Origin of the sequence: Microcoleus sp. AT9b-C3 (genome assembly GCF_036705485.1) — a bacterium.
Lineage (GTDB): Bacteria > Cyanobacteriota > Cyanobacteriia > Cyanobacteriales > Microcoleaceae > Microcoleus.
Window position 1 is genome coordinate 291,820 of record NZ_JAUBUR010000003.1, and the last position, 17,280, is coordinate 309,099.

Annotated in this window: 12 protein-coding genes; 9 read left to right on the plus strand and 3 right to left on the minus strand. The window is 45.7% G+C overall.

Annotation, left to right across the window (positions count from 1 at the left end; all coding sequences use genetic code 11):
- Positions 1 to 149 precede the first annotated feature (149 nt).
- The 6 genes from QUB77_RS04925 to QUB77_RS04950 all read left to right on the plus strand — a co-directional run bounded on the left by QUB77_RS04925 (position 150) and on the right by QUB77_RS04950 (position 6,723).
- On the plus strand, positions 150 to 2,126 hold the full coding sequence (locus QUB77_RS04925) for a carbamoyltransferase (protein WP_333169977.1): 1,977 nt from the start codon (positions 150 to 152) through the stop codon (positions 2,124 to 2,126).
- Positions 2,127 to 2,236: 110 nt separating this feature from the next.
- Entirely contained in the window at positions 2,237 to 2,644 is a 408-nt protein-coding gene (locus QUB77_RS04930; RefSeq protein ID WP_333169976.1) for an SxtJ family membrane protein, read from the plus strand.
- On the plus strand, positions 2,645 to 2,809 hold the full coding sequence (locus QUB77_RS04935; RefSeq protein WP_190657062.1) for a DUF5989 family protein: 165 nt from the start codon (positions 2,645 to 2,647) through the stop codon (positions 2,807 to 2,809).
- A gap of 4 nt (positions 2,810 to 2,813) precedes the next feature.
- A complete protein-coding gene (locus QUB77_RS04940) occupies positions 2,814 to 4,043 on the plus strand; it encodes an SGNH/GDSL hydrolase family protein (protein ID WP_333169975.1) in 1,230 nt (409 codons plus the stop codon).
- Between the two features lie 13 nt (positions 4,044 to 4,056).
- The gene (locus QUB77_RS04945) at positions 4,057 to 5,382 is read left to right on the plus strand and encodes a hypothetical protein (protein WP_333169974.1); all 1,326 of its coding nucleotides are present in this window, start codon (positions 4,057 to 4,059) and stop codon (positions 5,380 to 5,382) included.
- 6 nt (positions 5,383 to 5,388) lie between these two features.
- A complete protein-coding gene (locus tag QUB77_RS04950) occupies positions 5,389 to 6,723 on the plus strand; it encodes a hypothetical protein (RefSeq protein WP_333169973.1) in 1,335 nt (444 codons plus the stop codon).
- 67 nt (positions 6,724 to 6,790) lie between these two features.
- Here the strand turns inward: QUB77_RS04950 and QUB77_RS04955 are convergent, their stop codons facing one another.
- Positions 6,791 to 8,119, minus strand: a complete 1,329-nt coding sequence (locus QUB77_RS04955) for a hemolysin family protein (protein ID WP_333169972.1) — start codon at positions 8,117 to 8,119, stop codon at positions 6,791 to 6,793.
- A 424-nt stretch (positions 8,120 to 8,543) separates the two neighbouring features.
- On the opposite strand from QUB77_RS04955, the gene mfd reads away from it, so the two are divergent.
- Both mfd and QUB77_RS04965 read left to right on the plus strand, forming a co-directional pair.
- Positions 8,544 to 12,104: a transcription-repair coupling factor gene (gene mfd, locus QUB77_RS04960; protein ID WP_333169971.1), complete on the plus strand. Its 3,561-nt coding sequence runs from the start codon at positions 8,544 to 8,546 to the stop codon at positions 12,102 to 12,104.
- A gap of 126 nt (positions 12,105 to 12,230) precedes the next feature.
- Positions 12,231 to 12,890, plus strand: a complete 660-nt coding sequence (locus QUB77_RS04965) for an S-layer homology domain-containing protein (protein WP_333169970.1) — start codon at positions 12,231 to 12,233, stop codon at positions 12,888 to 12,890.
- 274 nt (positions 12,891 to 13,164) lie between these two features.
- Here the strand turns inward: QUB77_RS04965 and QUB77_RS04970 are convergent, their stop codons facing one another.
- Positions 13,165 to 13,881 carry a heme oxygenase (biliverdin-producing) gene (locus tag QUB77_RS04970; protein WP_333169969.1) on the minus strand — a complete coding sequence of 239 codons (717 nt, stop codon included), beginning with the start codon at positions 13,879 to 13,881 and terminating at the stop codon, positions 13,165 to 13,167.
- A 242-nt stretch (positions 13,882 to 14,123) separates the two neighbouring features.
- Positions 14,124 to 16,064, minus strand: coding sequence for a DNA topoisomerase (ATP-hydrolyzing) subunit B (gyrB, locus tag QUB77_RS04975; RefSeq protein WP_190734614.1), 1,941 nt, complete (start codon positions 16,062 to 16,064; stop codon positions 14,124 to 14,126).
- 257 nt (positions 16,065 to 16,321) lie between these two features.
- On the opposite strand from gyrB, the gene miaA reads away from it, so the two are divergent.
- Positions 16,322 to 17,242, plus strand: a complete 921-nt coding sequence (gene miaA, locus QUB77_RS04980; RefSeq protein WP_333169968.1) for a tRNA (adenosine(37)-N6)-dimethylallyltransferase MiaA — start codon at positions 16,322 to 16,324, stop codon at positions 17,240 to 17,242.
- The last annotated feature ends 38 nt before the right edge of the window (positions 17,243 to 17,280 follow it).

A 17,280-nucleotide genomic window follows, 5' to 3' on the forward strand; every position in this document is an offset into this window, starting at 1 on the left:
CGATCGCCCCAGGACGGCGCACCCACATCGATTCAGGTAAAATTACAGGCGATCGCAAAACTCTCGCCCAAATCCGCACTTAAGCAGCTATAATCGTTAGCTATTCTAAATAGTCAGATACAAACGCATTGCGATTTGTGAGGAGACGAATGAACATACTTGGAATCTCGGCGTATTACCACGACAGCGCCGCAGCCTTAATTCGCGACGGAGAAATTATAGCGGCAGCGCAGGAAGAAAGATTTTCCCGCAAAAAACACGACGCCAGATTTCCCAAGAATGCGATCGCTTATTGCTTGAAAGAAGCGAAAATAGATTTGCGGGAACTCGATCACATAGTCTTTTACGACAAACCTTTAATCAAATTCGAGCGCCTTCTCGAAACCTATTTAGCCTACGCACCCCAAGGTTTTCGCTCTTTCCTAGCAGCCATGCCGATATGGCTCAAAGAAAAGCTTTACCTCAAAACCATGCTCAAAAGAGATCTGGCAGCAATAGCAAACTGCAAAACGAATAAACTGCCATCTCTGCTATTTACCGAACATCACCAATCCCACGCAGCATCGGCATTTTTTCCCAGCCCCTTTGAAAAAGCAGCCGTTTTGTGCCTCGACGGCGTGGGCGAGTGGGCAACAACCTCGGTTTGGTTGGGAGACGGGAACCAACTGACACCTCAGTGGGAAATCGATTTTCCCCACTCCTTGGGTTTGCTTTATTCAGCTTTCACCTATTACACCGGCTTCAAAGTCAACTCTGGCGAATACAAACTCATGGGTTTAGCTCCTTACGGCGAACCCAAGTATGTAGACAAAATTCTCAACTATTTAATCGACCTCAAAGATGACGGAACTTTTCGTTTGAACATGGATTATTTCAACTATACAGTTGGCTTAACCATGACAAATAAGAAGTTTGACGAACTGTTTGAAGGGCCGCCGCGTCAAGCTGAAGGAAAATTGACACAGCGAGAAATGGACATTGCAGCTTCCATTCAAGTTGTTACCGAAGAAGTTGTTTTGCGGCTTTGCAGAACAGTTAAAAAAGAATTGGATGTCGATTATCTTTGTATGGCCGGCGGCGTTGCTCTCAACTGTGTTGCTAACGGCAGACTCTTGCGGGAAGGTATTTTCAAAGATATTTGGATTCAGCCGGCGGCAGGAGATGCTGGCGGTGCTTTGGGCGCGGCTTTGGCCATTTGGTATCAGTATTGCGAACAAACTCGCACTGCGATCGCCAACTCGACAGCAAATAGTATAGAATCCCTCAAAACTGAACTTGTAACTGCAAATGCAGCGGTTGAGGAGAGGACTGACGTTCTCACTGCAAACCCAGCGGTGGCAACTGTGGCGAAGTCGGTTGCTCATTTAACTTGTCACGACCAAATGCGCGGCTCTTATTTGGGGCCGAGGTTTACAGACGCAGAAATTCTCGAATATTTGGATGCTGTCAAAGCTAGCTATCACCGATTGGACGATGCCGAATTAATGCCGCAGTTGGCGGAAATTTTGGAACAGGGAAATGTGGTGGGATGGTTCCAGGGGCGGATGGAATTTGGGCCGCGGGCTCTGGGCGGTCGATCGATCATTGGCGATCCCCGCAGTGCTAAAATGCAGTCCGTGATGAACCTGAAAATTAAATATCGGGAATCATTTCGACCTTTTGCTCCGTCAATCTTAGCCGAACGAGTTGCGGATTATTTCGAGATTGACCATTCTAGCCCTTATATGCTATTGGTAGCACCTGTCAAATCCAGTCTCCGTATTCCGATGACTCCCGAACAAGAGCAGTTGTTTGGCATTGAAAAGCTCAACATTCCGCGTTCCGAGATTCCGGCTGTCACCCACGTCGATTACTCGGCTCGCATCCAAACTGTTCACAAAGAAACCAATCCTCGCTACTATGACTTAATCAGCCATTTTGAAGAGCGATCGGGCTGTTCGATTGTGGTAAATACTTCTTTCAACGTCCGAGGCGAACCGATTGTTTGCACTCCAGAAGATGCTTACCGCTGTTTCATGCGAACCGAAATGGACTATCTGGTTTTGGAAAATTACTTGCTTCCCAAGTCCGAACAAATTCCTTGGAAACAAGATGATGCTTGGAAAAATGAATTTGAACTAGATTAATTATTAGTCAGTGGGCAGTGGGAAGTTCTGAGTTGTTAGTTGGCAATTGTCATTCTTCCCTCTTCCCTCTTCCTTCTTCCCTCTTCCTTCTTCCCTCTTCCTTCTTCCCCATGAGCGACGAAATTAAAAAACTCGATAAAAAGGGCTTGCGCGATTTCGGGCTGCTAATTGGCAGCTTGATTGGTGTGCTGTTCGGTTTAGCAGTACCTTTACTGCGGCGGCATTCCCTACCTTGGTGGCCCTGGGCAATCTGCGCCGTGCTAGTTGTGCTAGCATTAGTTGCCCCGAAATCTCTGAATCCCATTTATCACGGATGGATGAAGTTTGGACTGCTCCTCAACAAGATCGAAACGCCGATCGTCCTAGGGATAGTTTTTTACCTGATAATTTGGCCGATGGGAGTGCTCAAAAACATTTTCGGCGAAGATGCGATGCGGCGAAAACTCAATCCTAAAATGGATACTTACCGCGTCCCAAGTAAAGCAAGAACAAAAGTTAGTATGGAGCGTCCTTTTTAAGTGTTTGAAGCAACTTTAGATTTTCTAAAAGATTTGTGGGCGTTTATGAAAGAACGCCAAAAGTATTGGCTGTTGCCGCTCATTGTGACTTTAGTCTTTTTGGGAGCTTTGATTGTATTGAGTCAGGGTTCTGTGATTGCTCCATTTATTTACACGCTGTTTTGAAATAATGAGCAAGTTGAAAAATTTGGGTGTCAATTTGGGTTTGACACTCGGCGGTTTATTGATGGGGGTGGTAATTGGTGAAATTGGGTTGCGAGTTGCTAGAGTTGAGGGCTATCCAAAAATAGGAGATTTCGTAGACTCGGCGCCAACTCGTTTTCACACTTCCGATCCGAATTTGGGCTGGAAGCTGAAACCGGGCGCGTCGGGGGAGTGGAATGGGGAAGGTGCGAGTTTTGTGCAGGTGAATAGTGAGGGTTTGCGCGATCGCGAACACACAAAAGCCAAACCTCCAAATACTTTGCGCGTGGCGGTTTTGGGCGATTCTTTCACCGAAGCAATTCACGTACCTGTCGAACAAACTTTCTGGTCGAAATTGGAACGAAAGTTAGGCAACTGCGAGGCCGTTAAGGGACGCAAAAATGTTGAGGTCATCAATTTCGGCGTGCAGGGCTACGGTACTGCTCAAGAATTAATTATGCTGCGAAAAAAAGTGTGGGATTACAGTCCTGATATTGTAATTCTTGCTTTTTTTATTGGCAATGATATAATTAACAATTCGCCGAAATTGGAATACGATCGCTACCGACCATTTTTTGCTTATGATGCTAGCGGCAAGTTAGTACCGGATATGTCTTTTCGCAATCTGGCGCCGATCGATCGCAACGAAAGAGCAGTTTCCTTCGTAGACCGAATGCCCAGTTTTATCGTCAACAATTCGCGCATTTTGCAGGTCATTAAAAAAGTAGACTTAGAGCGGAAAAAGCGGGAGTTATCGGGGCATTTTACCACTTTAAGTACCCTGAACCTCAAGGAACCTCAAGATGCAGCTTGGCAAGAAGCCTGGAAGGTGACAGAGGGTTTGATTGTGACGATGCGGAATGAAGTTGTGCAGAAAAATGCTGATTTCTTGGTTGTGACAATCGGCGATCCGATGCAAGTTATACCGGAGGCCGACAGGCGAAAAAATTTTATGAGAAAGAACAACATTCAGGATTTGTTTTATCCCGATAGGCGACTGGAAAAATTGGGTGCGCGCGAGGGTTTTCGGGTACTGAATTTATCCGAACAGATCCAAGGTTACACTGAAAAATATCAAGTCTGCGCCCACGGTTTTGAGAATTCTGTACCCTGTGGGGGTCACTGGAATGAACTCGGACACCGACTGGCTAGTATCCTCATCAACCGAAATTTGTGCGAAAATTTGAAGCAGTCTCAACTCCCCAAAAAACCCTAAGCCGTCAAATTTCATGAAAGATTCAACGGTACTCAAAAAAAGCAAAAATATATTAATTATAATCGCGGTTAATGTGGCGATCGCCTTTATTTGTCTGGAAGCTTTATCGCTAGCTTTTTATTTTGTCAACCAAAAGCAGTTTTTTTATACCAGAACTAAAGCCAAAGAAAAAGTAGTAGAAGATATTGAAAGAATCGGCATTAGACTGGATGAATCTATCGTAGAAAGACTGCACCCACTTTTTGGCTATGTACTCAAACAAGGTGCTTTCACTAATGAAAAATTAAAGTTAAAAGTCAACAAACACGGCTTTTTTTCACTCTACGAATATCCGTTTATTAAAACCCATAAAAATCAAGTTATTATCGGAGTTTTTGGCGGTTCAGTTGCGAATAACTTTGCAGTTGATGAATACGTGAATCGCCGATTCTCTAACAAATTGAAGACTTATCCAGAATTTGCAAACAAGGAAATTATTGTTTTAAATTTTGGCAACGGTGGCTACAAACAGCCCCAACAATTATTAATTTTAAATTACTTTCTGGCGTTGGGTCAAAAGTTAGATTTAGTCATAAATATTGATGGTTTTAACGAAGTAGCACTGTCAAATTTAAACAACAAAGCCCAAGTAGAAATAGGAATGCCCAGCGTTCAGCACATACAGCCTCTGACTGGTTTAGCCAACAACAACTTGTCACCGGAAGCGATGAGTTCGATCGTGCAAATTAACGAAAACAAAAAACAGTTGAAAGCAGGTATTGACAAATTGCAAACTTGTCAACTTGCTTTGTGTCACGCTGTCACCTCGCTACAGGTGAAACAATTAGTCAACAATTACCAGCAAGCCGTTGTCAAGTACGATTCGCAAGTCAAACAATCTAACCCAGACACCGCAAATAGCGGTATAGTATACATTCCCAAGGCTGACTTTGTTTTGCCGGATGCCGCTGCTTTTGACAAAATGGCATCGATGTGGTATCAATCGTCGATCGGGATGAATCAAATTTTATCAAGTAGAAAGATTAAGTATTTTCACTTTATCCAGCCCAACCAGTATTATCCCACTAAGCGAGCGTTTACCGCCAAGGAAAACGAAATTGCGATCGACCAAAATAGCCCTTACATTGAAGGTGTGAAAAAAGGTTATCCGGTGCTCTTGTCCAAAGTCGATGATTTGCAAAAAGCTGGGGTTAATGTTTTTAGCGCAGTAAATATTTTAGATAATACAAAAGAGACGGTTTACAAAGATGCCTGCTGCCACTATAATTCAGTGGGAGAAGAAGTATTGGTAAACTATGTTTCTAGTTCCATTATTAAAGTAGTAAGAGAGTCGAAATAGAGGTTTATGAAAGATTTAAAATTCCTTAAAAAAGGACAAGAATTTCTCAATATAACTTTGATTAATTTAGTGATTTTACTGGTTTTCCTCGAACTTGGCTCCTTGGGATGGTATTTTGTCAAGCACAAGCAATTTTTCTATACTAGAGAAAAGACGCAAGATAAATCGGCTTTAGGAATTAATTTAGAAGGAGTGCGGCTGAATCAGTCTATTGTTGAAAGGTTTCATCCTTTTTTTGGGTTTATTCAACAACCAGGCCCTGACTTTCGCCCCGGTTTTAAAAATAACAACTATGGGTTTCTCTCACCTTACGATTACCCTTTCAAAAAGACTAAACCCAATCAATTTATTATCGGAGTTTTTGGCGGTTCTGTGGCTTCTAATTATGGAATATTTGAAGTTCAAAATAAAATTTTACCTCAATACCTCAAGCAGATTCCGGGTTTGAAAGATAAAGAATTTGTAATTTTGTCTTTTGCTACCGGCGGCTACAAACAACCCCAGCAATTATTAATTTTAAACTATTTTTTGGCTTTAGGGCAAGAACTGGATCTGGTCGTCAATATAGATGGTTTTAATGAAGTAGCACTTTCTAACTTAAACAATAAAAATCAAGTCGATTTGGCGATGCCAAGCATTCAGCATATTTTGCCGCTGAGTAGCTTGGCGAATAATAGCCTTTCTACCCAAGCGATGAAAGCAACTATCCGAATCCAAGAAAATAAAGCTAGGATTAATCAGGGTTTGGAACGTTTGCAAAACTGTTCTTTCGCTGCGTGTGATGCTTTGACTTCGGTTTACATTCAAAATCTAGTTAATAACTATAAAACCGATGTCATTAAGTTTGAAAAAGAACGGACGCAACAAAAAAAAGATGACAGTGGTAGCGTTATTTACATCAATACTAATAAGTCGGTTTTACAAGATTCATTAGCTTTTGAAGCAATGGCACAGAATTGGGTGAAAAGTTCAATTTTTATGCACAAAGTTCTGTCTGCTAGTAATGTGCCTTATTTTCATGTTCTTCAGCCTAATCAATACTATCAGACGAAAAGAGTGTTTGGTGAAGCCGAAAAGCAGATTGCTTTTAACAAGGATACTCCTTATGCTAAAGCTGTGGAAATTGGATATCCGGCTCTTTTCAAAAAGTTTCCTAATTTAGAAAAAAATAATATCACTCTAGTGAATGCTGTCAATGTTTTTGACAAGATTAAAGAGGCTGTTTATGTAGATAGCTGCTGCCACTACAATAAAGCTGGAGAGGTGGTTTTCAGCAATTATGTGGGCCGTTCTATTCTGGAATCTTTGCGGAAAAATGAGGCTAAAAGCAAAAAGAAGTAGGTCTGAAGTATCCGCTGAATGGTTGATGTAGGGTGCGCATAGCGCACCTTACCGCTGAGTTTAAATTTTAGGTTTTTGGTTGGGTTTTAGAGCGATCGCCCGCGGAGTCGATCGGCATTACCAAGATTTTATCAACTCGGTTGCCGTCCATATCGACTACTTCCACGCGCAAACCGTTCCACTCAAAATGCTCGGCTGCTGTGGGAATTTTGCCCAAATTAGTAATCACAAAACCGCCCATTGTGTGATAGCTTCCTTTGTGTTCGGCTGACTCTTCGATTCCAAACAGCTCAAAAAAATCTTCGACTGCTAGCATTCCGTCTAACAGCCAAGAACCGTCTTCGCGCTGCACCGCTTGAGGCTCGTCTGCATCTTCAATCGAGGGAAAGTCGCCAACGAGTTCGACTAAAATGTCGTTGACTGTAACCAATCCTTGAATCACGCCGTATTCGTCTACCACCAAGGCAATTTGATTGCTAGATTGTTTGAAAAGTTCTAATACTTTTAAACCCCGCGTGCTTTCTGGTACAAATAACGGTCGTCGTAAAGAAGCGCTTAAATCTAGGGGTTGACCCGTTAAAGTCCGAGACAGCATATCAGTAACGTGTACTAAACCGACAACGTTGTCGAGTCCTCCCTGACACACGGGAAACCGAGAATGACCGCTGCCGAGCATTTTTTGGCGGTTTTCTTCGACTGAATCATCTAGATCGAGCCAGGTAAGATCGGGACGCGGGGTCATTAAGGCGCTGACTCGCCGATCTCCCAAACGAAACACTCTTTCCACCATATCTTGTTCGGCTTCTTCAAAGGTTCCGGCTTCTGTTCCTTGCTCGATTAAAACTTTAATTTCCTCTTCTGTAACTTGCGGTTCTGTAGAAGGCACAATCCCCATGATCCGCATCACTAAGTCAGTGGAATGACTTAACAGATAAACCGCAGGAGCGCCAATTTTTGAGAGCATTCGCATGGGAATTGCTACGCTAGAAGCGATCGGCTCTGGGTTGTTGAGCGCTAGCCGCTTCGGCACAAGTTCGCCGATAATTAGGGTCAGATAAGTGATCGTTAAAACTGCTACTACTGAGGCGATCGTCTGAGAGTAGGGCGCCAGGGCCGGAACCAGCCGCAACAAAGGCTCTACCCTTTTAGCAATTGTCGTTTCTCCGAAAGCGCCCGACAGAATGGCCAGCATCGTAATCCCGATTTGAACTGTCGGCAAGAACTGATTGGGGGCATTAGCCAGATCCAAGGCTACGCGGGCATTGGTTGAACCTTGGTTAGCCATCTGTTGCAGTCTCACCTTCCGTACAGAGATGATGGCCATCTCTGACATCACAAACAAGCCATTGAGGAAAATCAGCAGGAGAACAATCAGAATATCGGTACTTGGGGACATTTCTAAAATTTTCGGTAGTAACGGCGAAGCGCTCTGCCCGGTTAGTCGATTTTAGATTTTAGATTTTAGATTTTAGATTGACGACGCCGCCAGTATCTGGGGGATTTCCCTAATGTCTAAAATTTTTGGATCTTCACAACTTGAGTACGTGGCAGGGTATCCGTCTTTGGGTGCAGTCACAGGAGAGGTCTGGAAGCTGCGAATCTCGATCGCAAAATCGAAATTTTTTCTAAACCTGTCACTAGATTAACGGAACTGGCTCGATCGCGATCGCAGGATCGACATATTAAAGCAGAAATCTATCTCCAGTTAAGTTCCCAGGCGTCAACAGCAGAGCGGCACAATCATGGATGTTTGTCGTACAATCTCCTTAACAGGCAAAGGGAAAGAGCCTTCGCCGATCAGGGATTAAAATTAAAAGCGCATGACTTTCTCTTCAATAATTCGTACCCTCGGGCGATCGCCCCTAGCAACAGAACTTCTCAACAAGCTCAAACGGCATCGCTGCTTGCAATTGTCCGGCATCGCCCGTTTGCCTAAAGGTTTAGTAGCTTCCGCCCTCGCACAGCAAGAGGGGCGAAACTTATTGGCAGTAACGGCTACTTTAGAAGAAGCCGGTCGCTGGGTGGCAGGGCTGGAGGCGATGGGCTGGCAAACCGTACATTTTTACCCGACTTCGGAGGCTTCGCCCTACGAGCTATCTTACTCCGACGAGAATGAAATGACGTGGGGGCAGATGCAGGTGCTGGCGGATTTGGTGGATAAGGAAGAAAAAACCGCCAATCAGTCGAAGCCAATCGCAATTGTAGCTACCGAAAGAGCTCTCCAGTCTCACTTGCCGCCGCCTGCTACTTTTGAACCCTACTGTCTGACGCTGAAGCGAGGTGCGGTTCAAGACTCGAAGATACTCGATCGCCAACTTGCTTCAATGGGGTACGATCGGGTGACTCTGGTGGAAATGGAGGGCCAGTGGAGCCGCCGGGGTGATATTGTCGATGTGTTTCCCGTAGCGGCGGAGTTGCCGGTGCGGCTGGAATGGTTCGGAGATAATTTGGAGCAAATTCGGGAGTTCGATCCGTCTTCCCAGCGATCGCTCGATAAGGTCGATCGCTTAGTTTTAACTCCTACTAATTTTAACGCAATTATTAAAGCAGTTTTAGCACAAAAAAATATTGACGAAATTAACCAACTAGGCTCTGTAGACACAGAAAATGAAGCGGAAAAATTTGTCCGCAGGCTGTTGGGCTTAGCTTTCGAGAAACCTGCATCTTTGTTAGATTATTTGCCAGAAAATACTTTAGTTGTAGTTGACGAACCGCAAGGGTGCGAAGGTCACAGCGACCGCTGGTTTGAGAATGCACAGGAACAGTGGAATAGTTGTAATCGCGAATCGGAAGTTGCTGGTGAGGGAACAGAAAAGTTGCCAATTGCTAACTTGAAAGTTCCGAAAATTCACCGCACTTTTGCAGAATCTATGGCAGATGCCGCAGCTTTCGACAGGCTAGAACTTTCAGAATTGGCAGAAGATTCTACTACTAAAAAAAATCAAAACTCTGCCGAGAGTGACCAGCTACCCTCTGCAATTAATTTGGCTTCTCGGCCTGTGCCGGTGATGCCTCACCAATTTGCTAAGTTGTCTCAAATGCTCAGAGAAGAGCGCGATCGGGGTTTTACCATTTTTCTGGTTTCCGCTCAACCGAGCCGATCGGTTTCTCTGCTGTCGGAACACGACTGTCCGGCTCAGTTTGTGGTGAATCCGCGCGATTATTTGGCGATCGACAAGTTGCAATTGCAGCACGTTCCGGTTGCTTTGAAGTACAGCGGCTTGGCAGAATTGGAAGGTTTTATTCTGCCGACTTTTCGGATTGTTTTAATTACCGATCGGGAATTTTACGGTCAGCATTCTCTCGCTACTTTTAGCTACGTCCGCAAGCGCCGCCGCGCTGCTTCTAAGCAAGTAGACCCGAATAAATTAAGCCCTGGTGATTATGTGGTTCACCGCCAGCACGGAGTGGGCAAATTTATCAAGTTGGAACGTTTGACGATCGATCGCGAAACTCGCGAATATTTGCTGATTCAATACGCTGACGGTACTCTGAGGGTGGCGGCAGATCAATTGGGCGCTTTGTCGAGGTTTCGGACTGTAGGCGATAAAGTACCGGATCTCAACAAGCTGACAGGCCAAACTTGGGAAAAAACTAAAACAAAGGTTCGCAAAGCTGTTAAAAAATTGGCAGTGGATTTGCTGAATCTTTATGCTAAAAGAGCTAAACAAACAGGTTACGCCTTTCCTCCTGATATGCCTTGGCAACAAGAATTAGAGGATTCTTTTCCTTACCAGCCAACCCCGGATCAGTTGAAGGCAACTCAGGATGTGAAACGCGACATGGAGGGCGATCGACCGATGGATCGCTTGGTCTGCGGCGATGTCGGTTTTGGTAAGACAGAAGTTGCTCTGAGAGCGATTTTTAAGGCGGTTACGGCGGGCAAGCAGGTGGCTTTGCTCGCGCCGACGACAATTTTGACCCAACAGCACTATCACACGCTCTCGGAACGTTTTTCCCCTTACCCGATCGAAGTTGGTTTGCTCAATCGCTTTCGCACTGAAACCGAGCGCCGGGAGATTCACAAGCGTTTGGCGACTGGGGAATTAGATGTGATTGTGGGTACTCAAGCTGTTTTGAGCAAAGCGATTAAATTTCGCGATTTGGGCTTGTTGGTGGTGGATGAAGAACAGCGGTTTGGAGTTAAGCAAAAGGAAGCGATTAAATCTCTCAAAACAGAGGTAGATGTTCTGACTTTGACAGCAACGCCGATTCCCCGGACTTTGTATATGTCGCTGTCGGGGATTCGCGAGATGAGTTTGATTTCGACTCCACCTCCCAGCAGACGGCCGATTCAGACGCATTTGGCTCCCTATAACCCGGAAACGGTGCGATCGGCAATTCGTCAAGAGTTGGACAGGGGCGGTCAGGTTTTTTACGTGGTGCCGCGGATTGAGGGGATTGATGAGTTGGCCGCTCAGTTGCAGGAGATGGTTCCGTCTGCCAGAATTGCGATCGCCCACGGTCAAATGGAGGCTTCGGAACTAGAATCAATCATGCTGACTTTCAGTGCGGCGGAGTTCGATATTTTGGTGTGTACGACGATTATTGAGTCGGGTTTGGATATTCCGCGAGTCAATACTATTTTAATTGAAGACGCGCAGAAGTTTGGTTTGGGTCAGCTTTACCAGTTGCGGGGACGGGTGGGACGCGCGGGGATTCAAGCTCATGCTTGGCTGTTTTATCCCAAGCAGAACCAACTTTCTGATGCTGCAAGGCAGCGGCTGCGCGCAATTCAAGAGTTTGCCCAGTTGGGTTCGGGCTATCAGTTGGCTGTCCGAGATATGGAAATTCGCGGTTCGGGTGATGTTTTGGGTACTGAACAGTCTGGTCAAATGGAGGCGATCGGTTTTGATTTGTATGCTGAAATGTTAGAGGAGGCTATTCGGGAAATTAAGGGTCAGGAAATTCCGAAAGTTGAGGACGCGCAAATTGACCTAACTTTGACGGCGTTTATTCCTGCCGATTACATCGCAGATTTGGATCAAAAGATGAGCGCTTACCGGTCTGTGGCTTCTGCTAATACCCCTGAAGAATTACAGCAGATTCAGGCTGATTGGTGCGATCGCTATGGGCCAATTCCTCTGCCAGCCCAGCAACTTATCCGTGTGGTAGAACTCAAACAAATCGCTAAAAAAATCGGTTTTTCTCGGATAAAACCGGAGAATAAGCAGCACATAGTTTTGGAAACAGCTATGGAAGAACCTGCTTGGAATTTGCTCAAGGCTAATTTGCCGGAACATTTGCGCTCTCGTTTTGTCTACAGCAAGGGGAAGGTTACTATTCGAGGGATGGCGGTTTTGACGGCCCAAAAGCAATTAGATAATTTGATTGATTGGCTGGGTAAAATGCAGGGCGCTTTGCCGGAAGCAACTGTTTGATTTTAATATATAATCCCGAAATCTAGCGCACCGTCGAAACCACAGAATAATACCGATGGAACCATAAAAAATATTACTGCTGTTTTCATGATGGTTTTAGCGACAGAAAGGATTAAAATCGTGAAAATGTTAGTGAGTATTTTTTTGGCGATCGCCCTACTGCAAGGAGTGCCTATGGCGGTTCAATCTCAAGACATAATTGACCCGATCGACCGGGTGGTGAGTGCAGGATTGATGAATAAAGATGCTAATGGGAATTTTAATGCTGATGGCCTTGTCAGTCGCGCCGATTTGGCGATGATTTTAGTGAAAACTTTTGGTTTGGAACGGCGGAAAACCGCTCAGAAACCGGATAGGGAAGTGCCGGACGTACCGAAGAGTTACTGGGCTTACAGTGCGATTCAAACTGCTTTGAAAACGGGAACAATGAGTGGATATCGCGACGGAATGTTTTTCCCAAATCAAAGGGTGACTCGCGCTGAAGCTTTGGCGATTTTTGCTCAAGCTTACGGGGTTTTTCAGTTTCCCGATCCCAGCATTTCCGAGATTTTAGCTAAGTATCCAGATGCAGGGGAAATTCCTAATTGGGCTAGAAAGTCTATTGCTACTGCACTTTATGAAGGGTTTGTTAATGTTGAACTCGGAACTAATAAGATAAATCCTTTGAAGCCAATGAGTCGTGGGGATATCGCTTACGCTTTGAGCAAGTATTTGGAGCGGCAGGTAAGGCCCACTTCTTTGCCTGTCCCGGACGAGCAGCCTCCCGATCGCGGCGTGGGAAGGTGATAGTGTTGAGTTGTGATATCCTTTCCGGTTACACCGTCCGTGATGTTGACGGTTGACAGTTGACAGTTGACTGTTCACGGCGTCAACTGTCAACTGTCAACACTGAACTCGAATTTACTATTCCCATGCTAACGGATTTGATATGAGTTAAAAAGTCGATCGCCCGCCATGCAAAATCCCGGAGATTTGGTGACTGTAAAAGCAGCCATCAAACCCCCAGGATTTAAAGTTTTCCTCTGAAACGAGGCTCAAATTATCCCCAGTGAGCTTTAACTCAATCAGCAGTAGCCAATTCGGTACTGCCACCACCGCGCTTCCGCGTCAGGGTATTGAAAAGCATCTGACCGACTGCTTTAATCAAATTGCCTTCTAACTCCATGAACATCTTCATGTTCATGCCAAAAGCTGCATTAGCTTCGTCAACAATTCGCTCTGCTGTGGCTTCGTCAATCGGCAGTTCATTCATTGCCTGACGGTAGTTAACTTTGAATTCTTTTTCATCAGGAATATCCTGGAATTCATAGAAAGCAGTGCCTTCTCCATCGGAAAGGTTCATCCCGCGCTGGGCAATTCCCTTCAGGATTTGTCCGCCGGATAAATCGCCAAGGTAGCGAGTGTAAGAGTGAGCTACTAACAGTTCCGGTGCTGTCGCCGAAATCTCGTGAATTCGCTCCACATAAGCTTTAGCTGCGGCTGACGGAGCTACTTGTTCGCGCCAATTGGCACCGTAGTAGTAAAATAAATCTTGCTCTAAGCTTTGTTTGCGATTCAACTCAGAAAAGTAAATTTTTGAAACAACCGGATGCTGCTTTTGGCGTTCCATTTCCTCTTCGATTGCCGAGTAGACAAAGTAGAGGTTTCCTACTAACTTCCGGTAAGAAGTTTTTTCTACAACGCCTTTTAAAAAACACTTGACAAAACCGACATTTTCTGCCATTGTGTGGGACTTTTTCGTTCCCTCACGCAATTTGGTCGCTAAATTGATGCTCATGCTATACTGTCCAACCTTCTATTTTTGTGGTAGCTGATGGATGCGCCAAAAATCTAAAATTTACCTAAGTGTTTACCTTAGATCGATTTGATGAGAGATTGTATTAATTTTTATAACAAAACTGGGCAGTAGGCAGTTGACAGTAGTCAGTAGTCATCCGCCACTAACTAATGACTAATGACTCCTCCTCGCCAGCCAAGAACTGGCAACTGTCAACTGTCAACTGTCAACTGTCAACTAACTTAGATGTCCAAGTCGAGGAGGTTGAGTTTGGGGCCGTAGGTTTCGATGAATTCGCGGCGGGGGGCGACACGATCGCCCATTAAGATCGTAAAGATGCGATCGGCCTCAGCAGCATCTTCAATCTCCACCCGTTTCAGCGTCCGAGTTTCTGGGTTCATCGTTGTATCCCACAACTGTGTCGGCATCATTTCCCCCAAACCTTTGAACCGCTGGACGGTGTAATTAGCATTCGCCGGAAATTCATTGCGGACGAGATTGTTCATTTCGCGATCGCTGTAACAGTAGTAATGATTTCGTCCCCGTTCCACTTTATAGAGAGGAGGACAAGCAATATAGATGTAACCTTGTTCTACAAGTGCGCGCTGATAGCGGTAGAAGAAAGTCAGCAACAGCGTGCGGATGTGAGCACCATCTACGTCAGCGTCAGTCATAATTACGATGTGGTGATACCGCAATTGACCCGGATCGAATTCTTCGCCTTTGATGCCCAAACCCAGTGCTGTAATTAACGATTGAATTTCGTTATTTTTGTAAATTTTAGCGTCGTCGGTTTTCTCAATATTGAGAATTTTACCGCGCAAAGGCAGGATTGCTTGGAATTGGCGATCGCGCCCTTGTTTGGCCGATCCGCCTGCAGAATCCCCTTCCACCAGGTAGATCTCAGACAGGGCTGGGTCTCTGGAACTACAGTCCGCTAATTTTCCAGGCAAAGGAGACGATTCTAAGACTGATTTTCGGCGCACTAAATCGCGGGCACGGCGGGCGGCTTCAGCGGCCTTAAATGCCTGAATTGCTTTTTCCAAAATAGCGTCAGCTACTTGGGGGCGAAACTCTAAATATTCTGTCAATACTTCGCCTACCAAGGAATCGACAATTCCCCGAACTTCTGTATTTCCTAGCTTAGTTTTAGTTTGGCCTTCAAATTCCGGGTCTGGGACTTTCACAGAAATCACTGCTGTCAAACCTTCGCGAACGTTTTCGCCGGCGAGGTTGGGCTCGTTTTCTTTGATTTTGTTGCGCTTGCGGGCGAACGAATTCATCGTCCGCGTCAAAACAGCCTTCAAACCTTCTAAGTGCGTGCCTCCGTCGATCGTCCGAATGTTGTTAGCAAAACCGAGAACGTTGTCACTAAAAGCATCGACGCACCACTGCAAAGCCACTTCTATCTGCACGTTGTTGCGTTCTCCTTGCACGTAGATCACTTCTTCGTGCAGAGGCTGCTTTTCGCGGTTCATGTAGGCGATATATTCCTTGATTCCGCCCTCGTAACAGTAGGTTTCGACGCGCGGTTCGCTACTTTTGAGCAGTTCCAAACGGTGGTCGCTAAACGTAATTCTCACGCCCGCATTCAAGTAACCCAATTCTCGCAAGCGCCCGGCGAGTGTAGTGTAATCAAATTCAATACCAGTGCTAAATATTTGAGTATCTGGCAAGAAAGAAACTGAAGTGCCGGTGCGAGTGCCTTTGTGGGGCTTGACATTAAGTTCAGTAACTGGATTGCCTCTTTCGTAGCGCTGTAAATGTTCTTTTTGGTCGCGCCAAACTGTCACTTCTACCCACTCGGACAGCGCGTTAACAACAGAAATACCTACACCGTGCAATCCTCCAGAAACCTTGTAGCCACCACCGCCAAATTTACCGCCGGCGTGGAGTACAGTCATTACTGTTTCTATGCCCGATTTGCCAGTCTTGGCAACGATGCCAGTGGGAATACCCCGGCCGTCGTCTGTCACGGTCACGGAACCGTCGGCGTTGATGTCAATCTCGATGTGAGTGCAGTGGCCAGCCAGCGCCTCATCTATGGAATTGTCCACAACCTCGTAAACTAGATGGTGGAGTCCTCGCGGGCCGGTGGTACCGATGTACATCCCCGGTCGTTTACGGACTGCTTCGAGACCTTCGAGAACTTGAATCTGGTCGGCGCTGTAGCTGCTGGTCATACAAAAATAGCTCCAATAATGAGGCCTAAAGCCCCGAAAGCTTCTAAAATGGGAAAACTCCTAAAATTATAGCACAAAACCGTTAAAGGCGATGCTAGGGCTTTCTGAAGGGAAATTTATCGGGGGGACGGAGGGGAATAGTTTTCAGATTGCTGGAGGACTGCCCAGACCGATCGCGGTGAATCAGTGTAGGAGAAAGGGGAAAGCCTTGATAGGAGAGGATTTGAGAGTTTTTATAGGAAAATGTGCGACAGCTTATGCCTAGATTAATTACGATTTGCGGGGCGACGGCGACGGGGAAGTCTGGAGTGGCTTTGGCTTTGGCGGGGCGACTGCAATCCTCGATCCTGAGTGCGGACTCCCGTCAAGTGTACCGCGAATTTGACATCGGAACCGCAAAACCCACGGCGGTCGATCGCACTTCTGTACCGCATCACTTAATTGACATCTGCGATCCGACAGAAACGCTGACAGTCGCAGATTACCAGCAACAAGCTCAAAAATTAATTGCTGATGTCGATTTTCCCCTGTCTCCCCCGCTGTTGTTGGTGGGAGGGACGGGCTTATATATTAAATCGATCGTGCGCGGTTTAAAAATTCCGAGGGTAGGGCCGATGCCCGAATTGCGATCGCAACTTGCGGAACTCGGACAATCTCAATGTTACGCGATGTTGCAGCAGGTCGATCGGTCTGCGGCTGAGAAAATTCACCTCAATGACCCAGTAAGAACTTTAAGAGCACTGGAAGTATTTTATGTCACCGGTCGCCCTATTTCCGAACAGCAGGGCGAAAATCCTCCCAATTATCCTATTTTACAAATTGGGTTGGATTGTGATATTGATGTTTTAGTCGATCGGATCGAACAGCGCACCGAACAAATGCTAGAACGCGGTTGGATTGCTGAAGTAGAATATTTGTGTAAAAAATACGGCTGCGACTTGCCACTGTTGAACACGCTGGGCTATCAGGAAATGAAACAATATTTGGCTGGCGATATTAAGCTTGAAGAAGCCAAAGAATTGACAATTTTGCACACGCGGCAATTTGCGAAGAGACAGCGGACTTGGTTTCGTGCTTATCCTGAAATTGAATGGTTTGATGTTAGCACACCAGATTTGTTAGAAAGAGTTTGGCAGAGAGTTGAAGAGTTTGAGGGACGCAGATCAAGACTGATGTAATTTCAATTTTTCGTTCCCAGGCAGAGCCGGGGAATGCC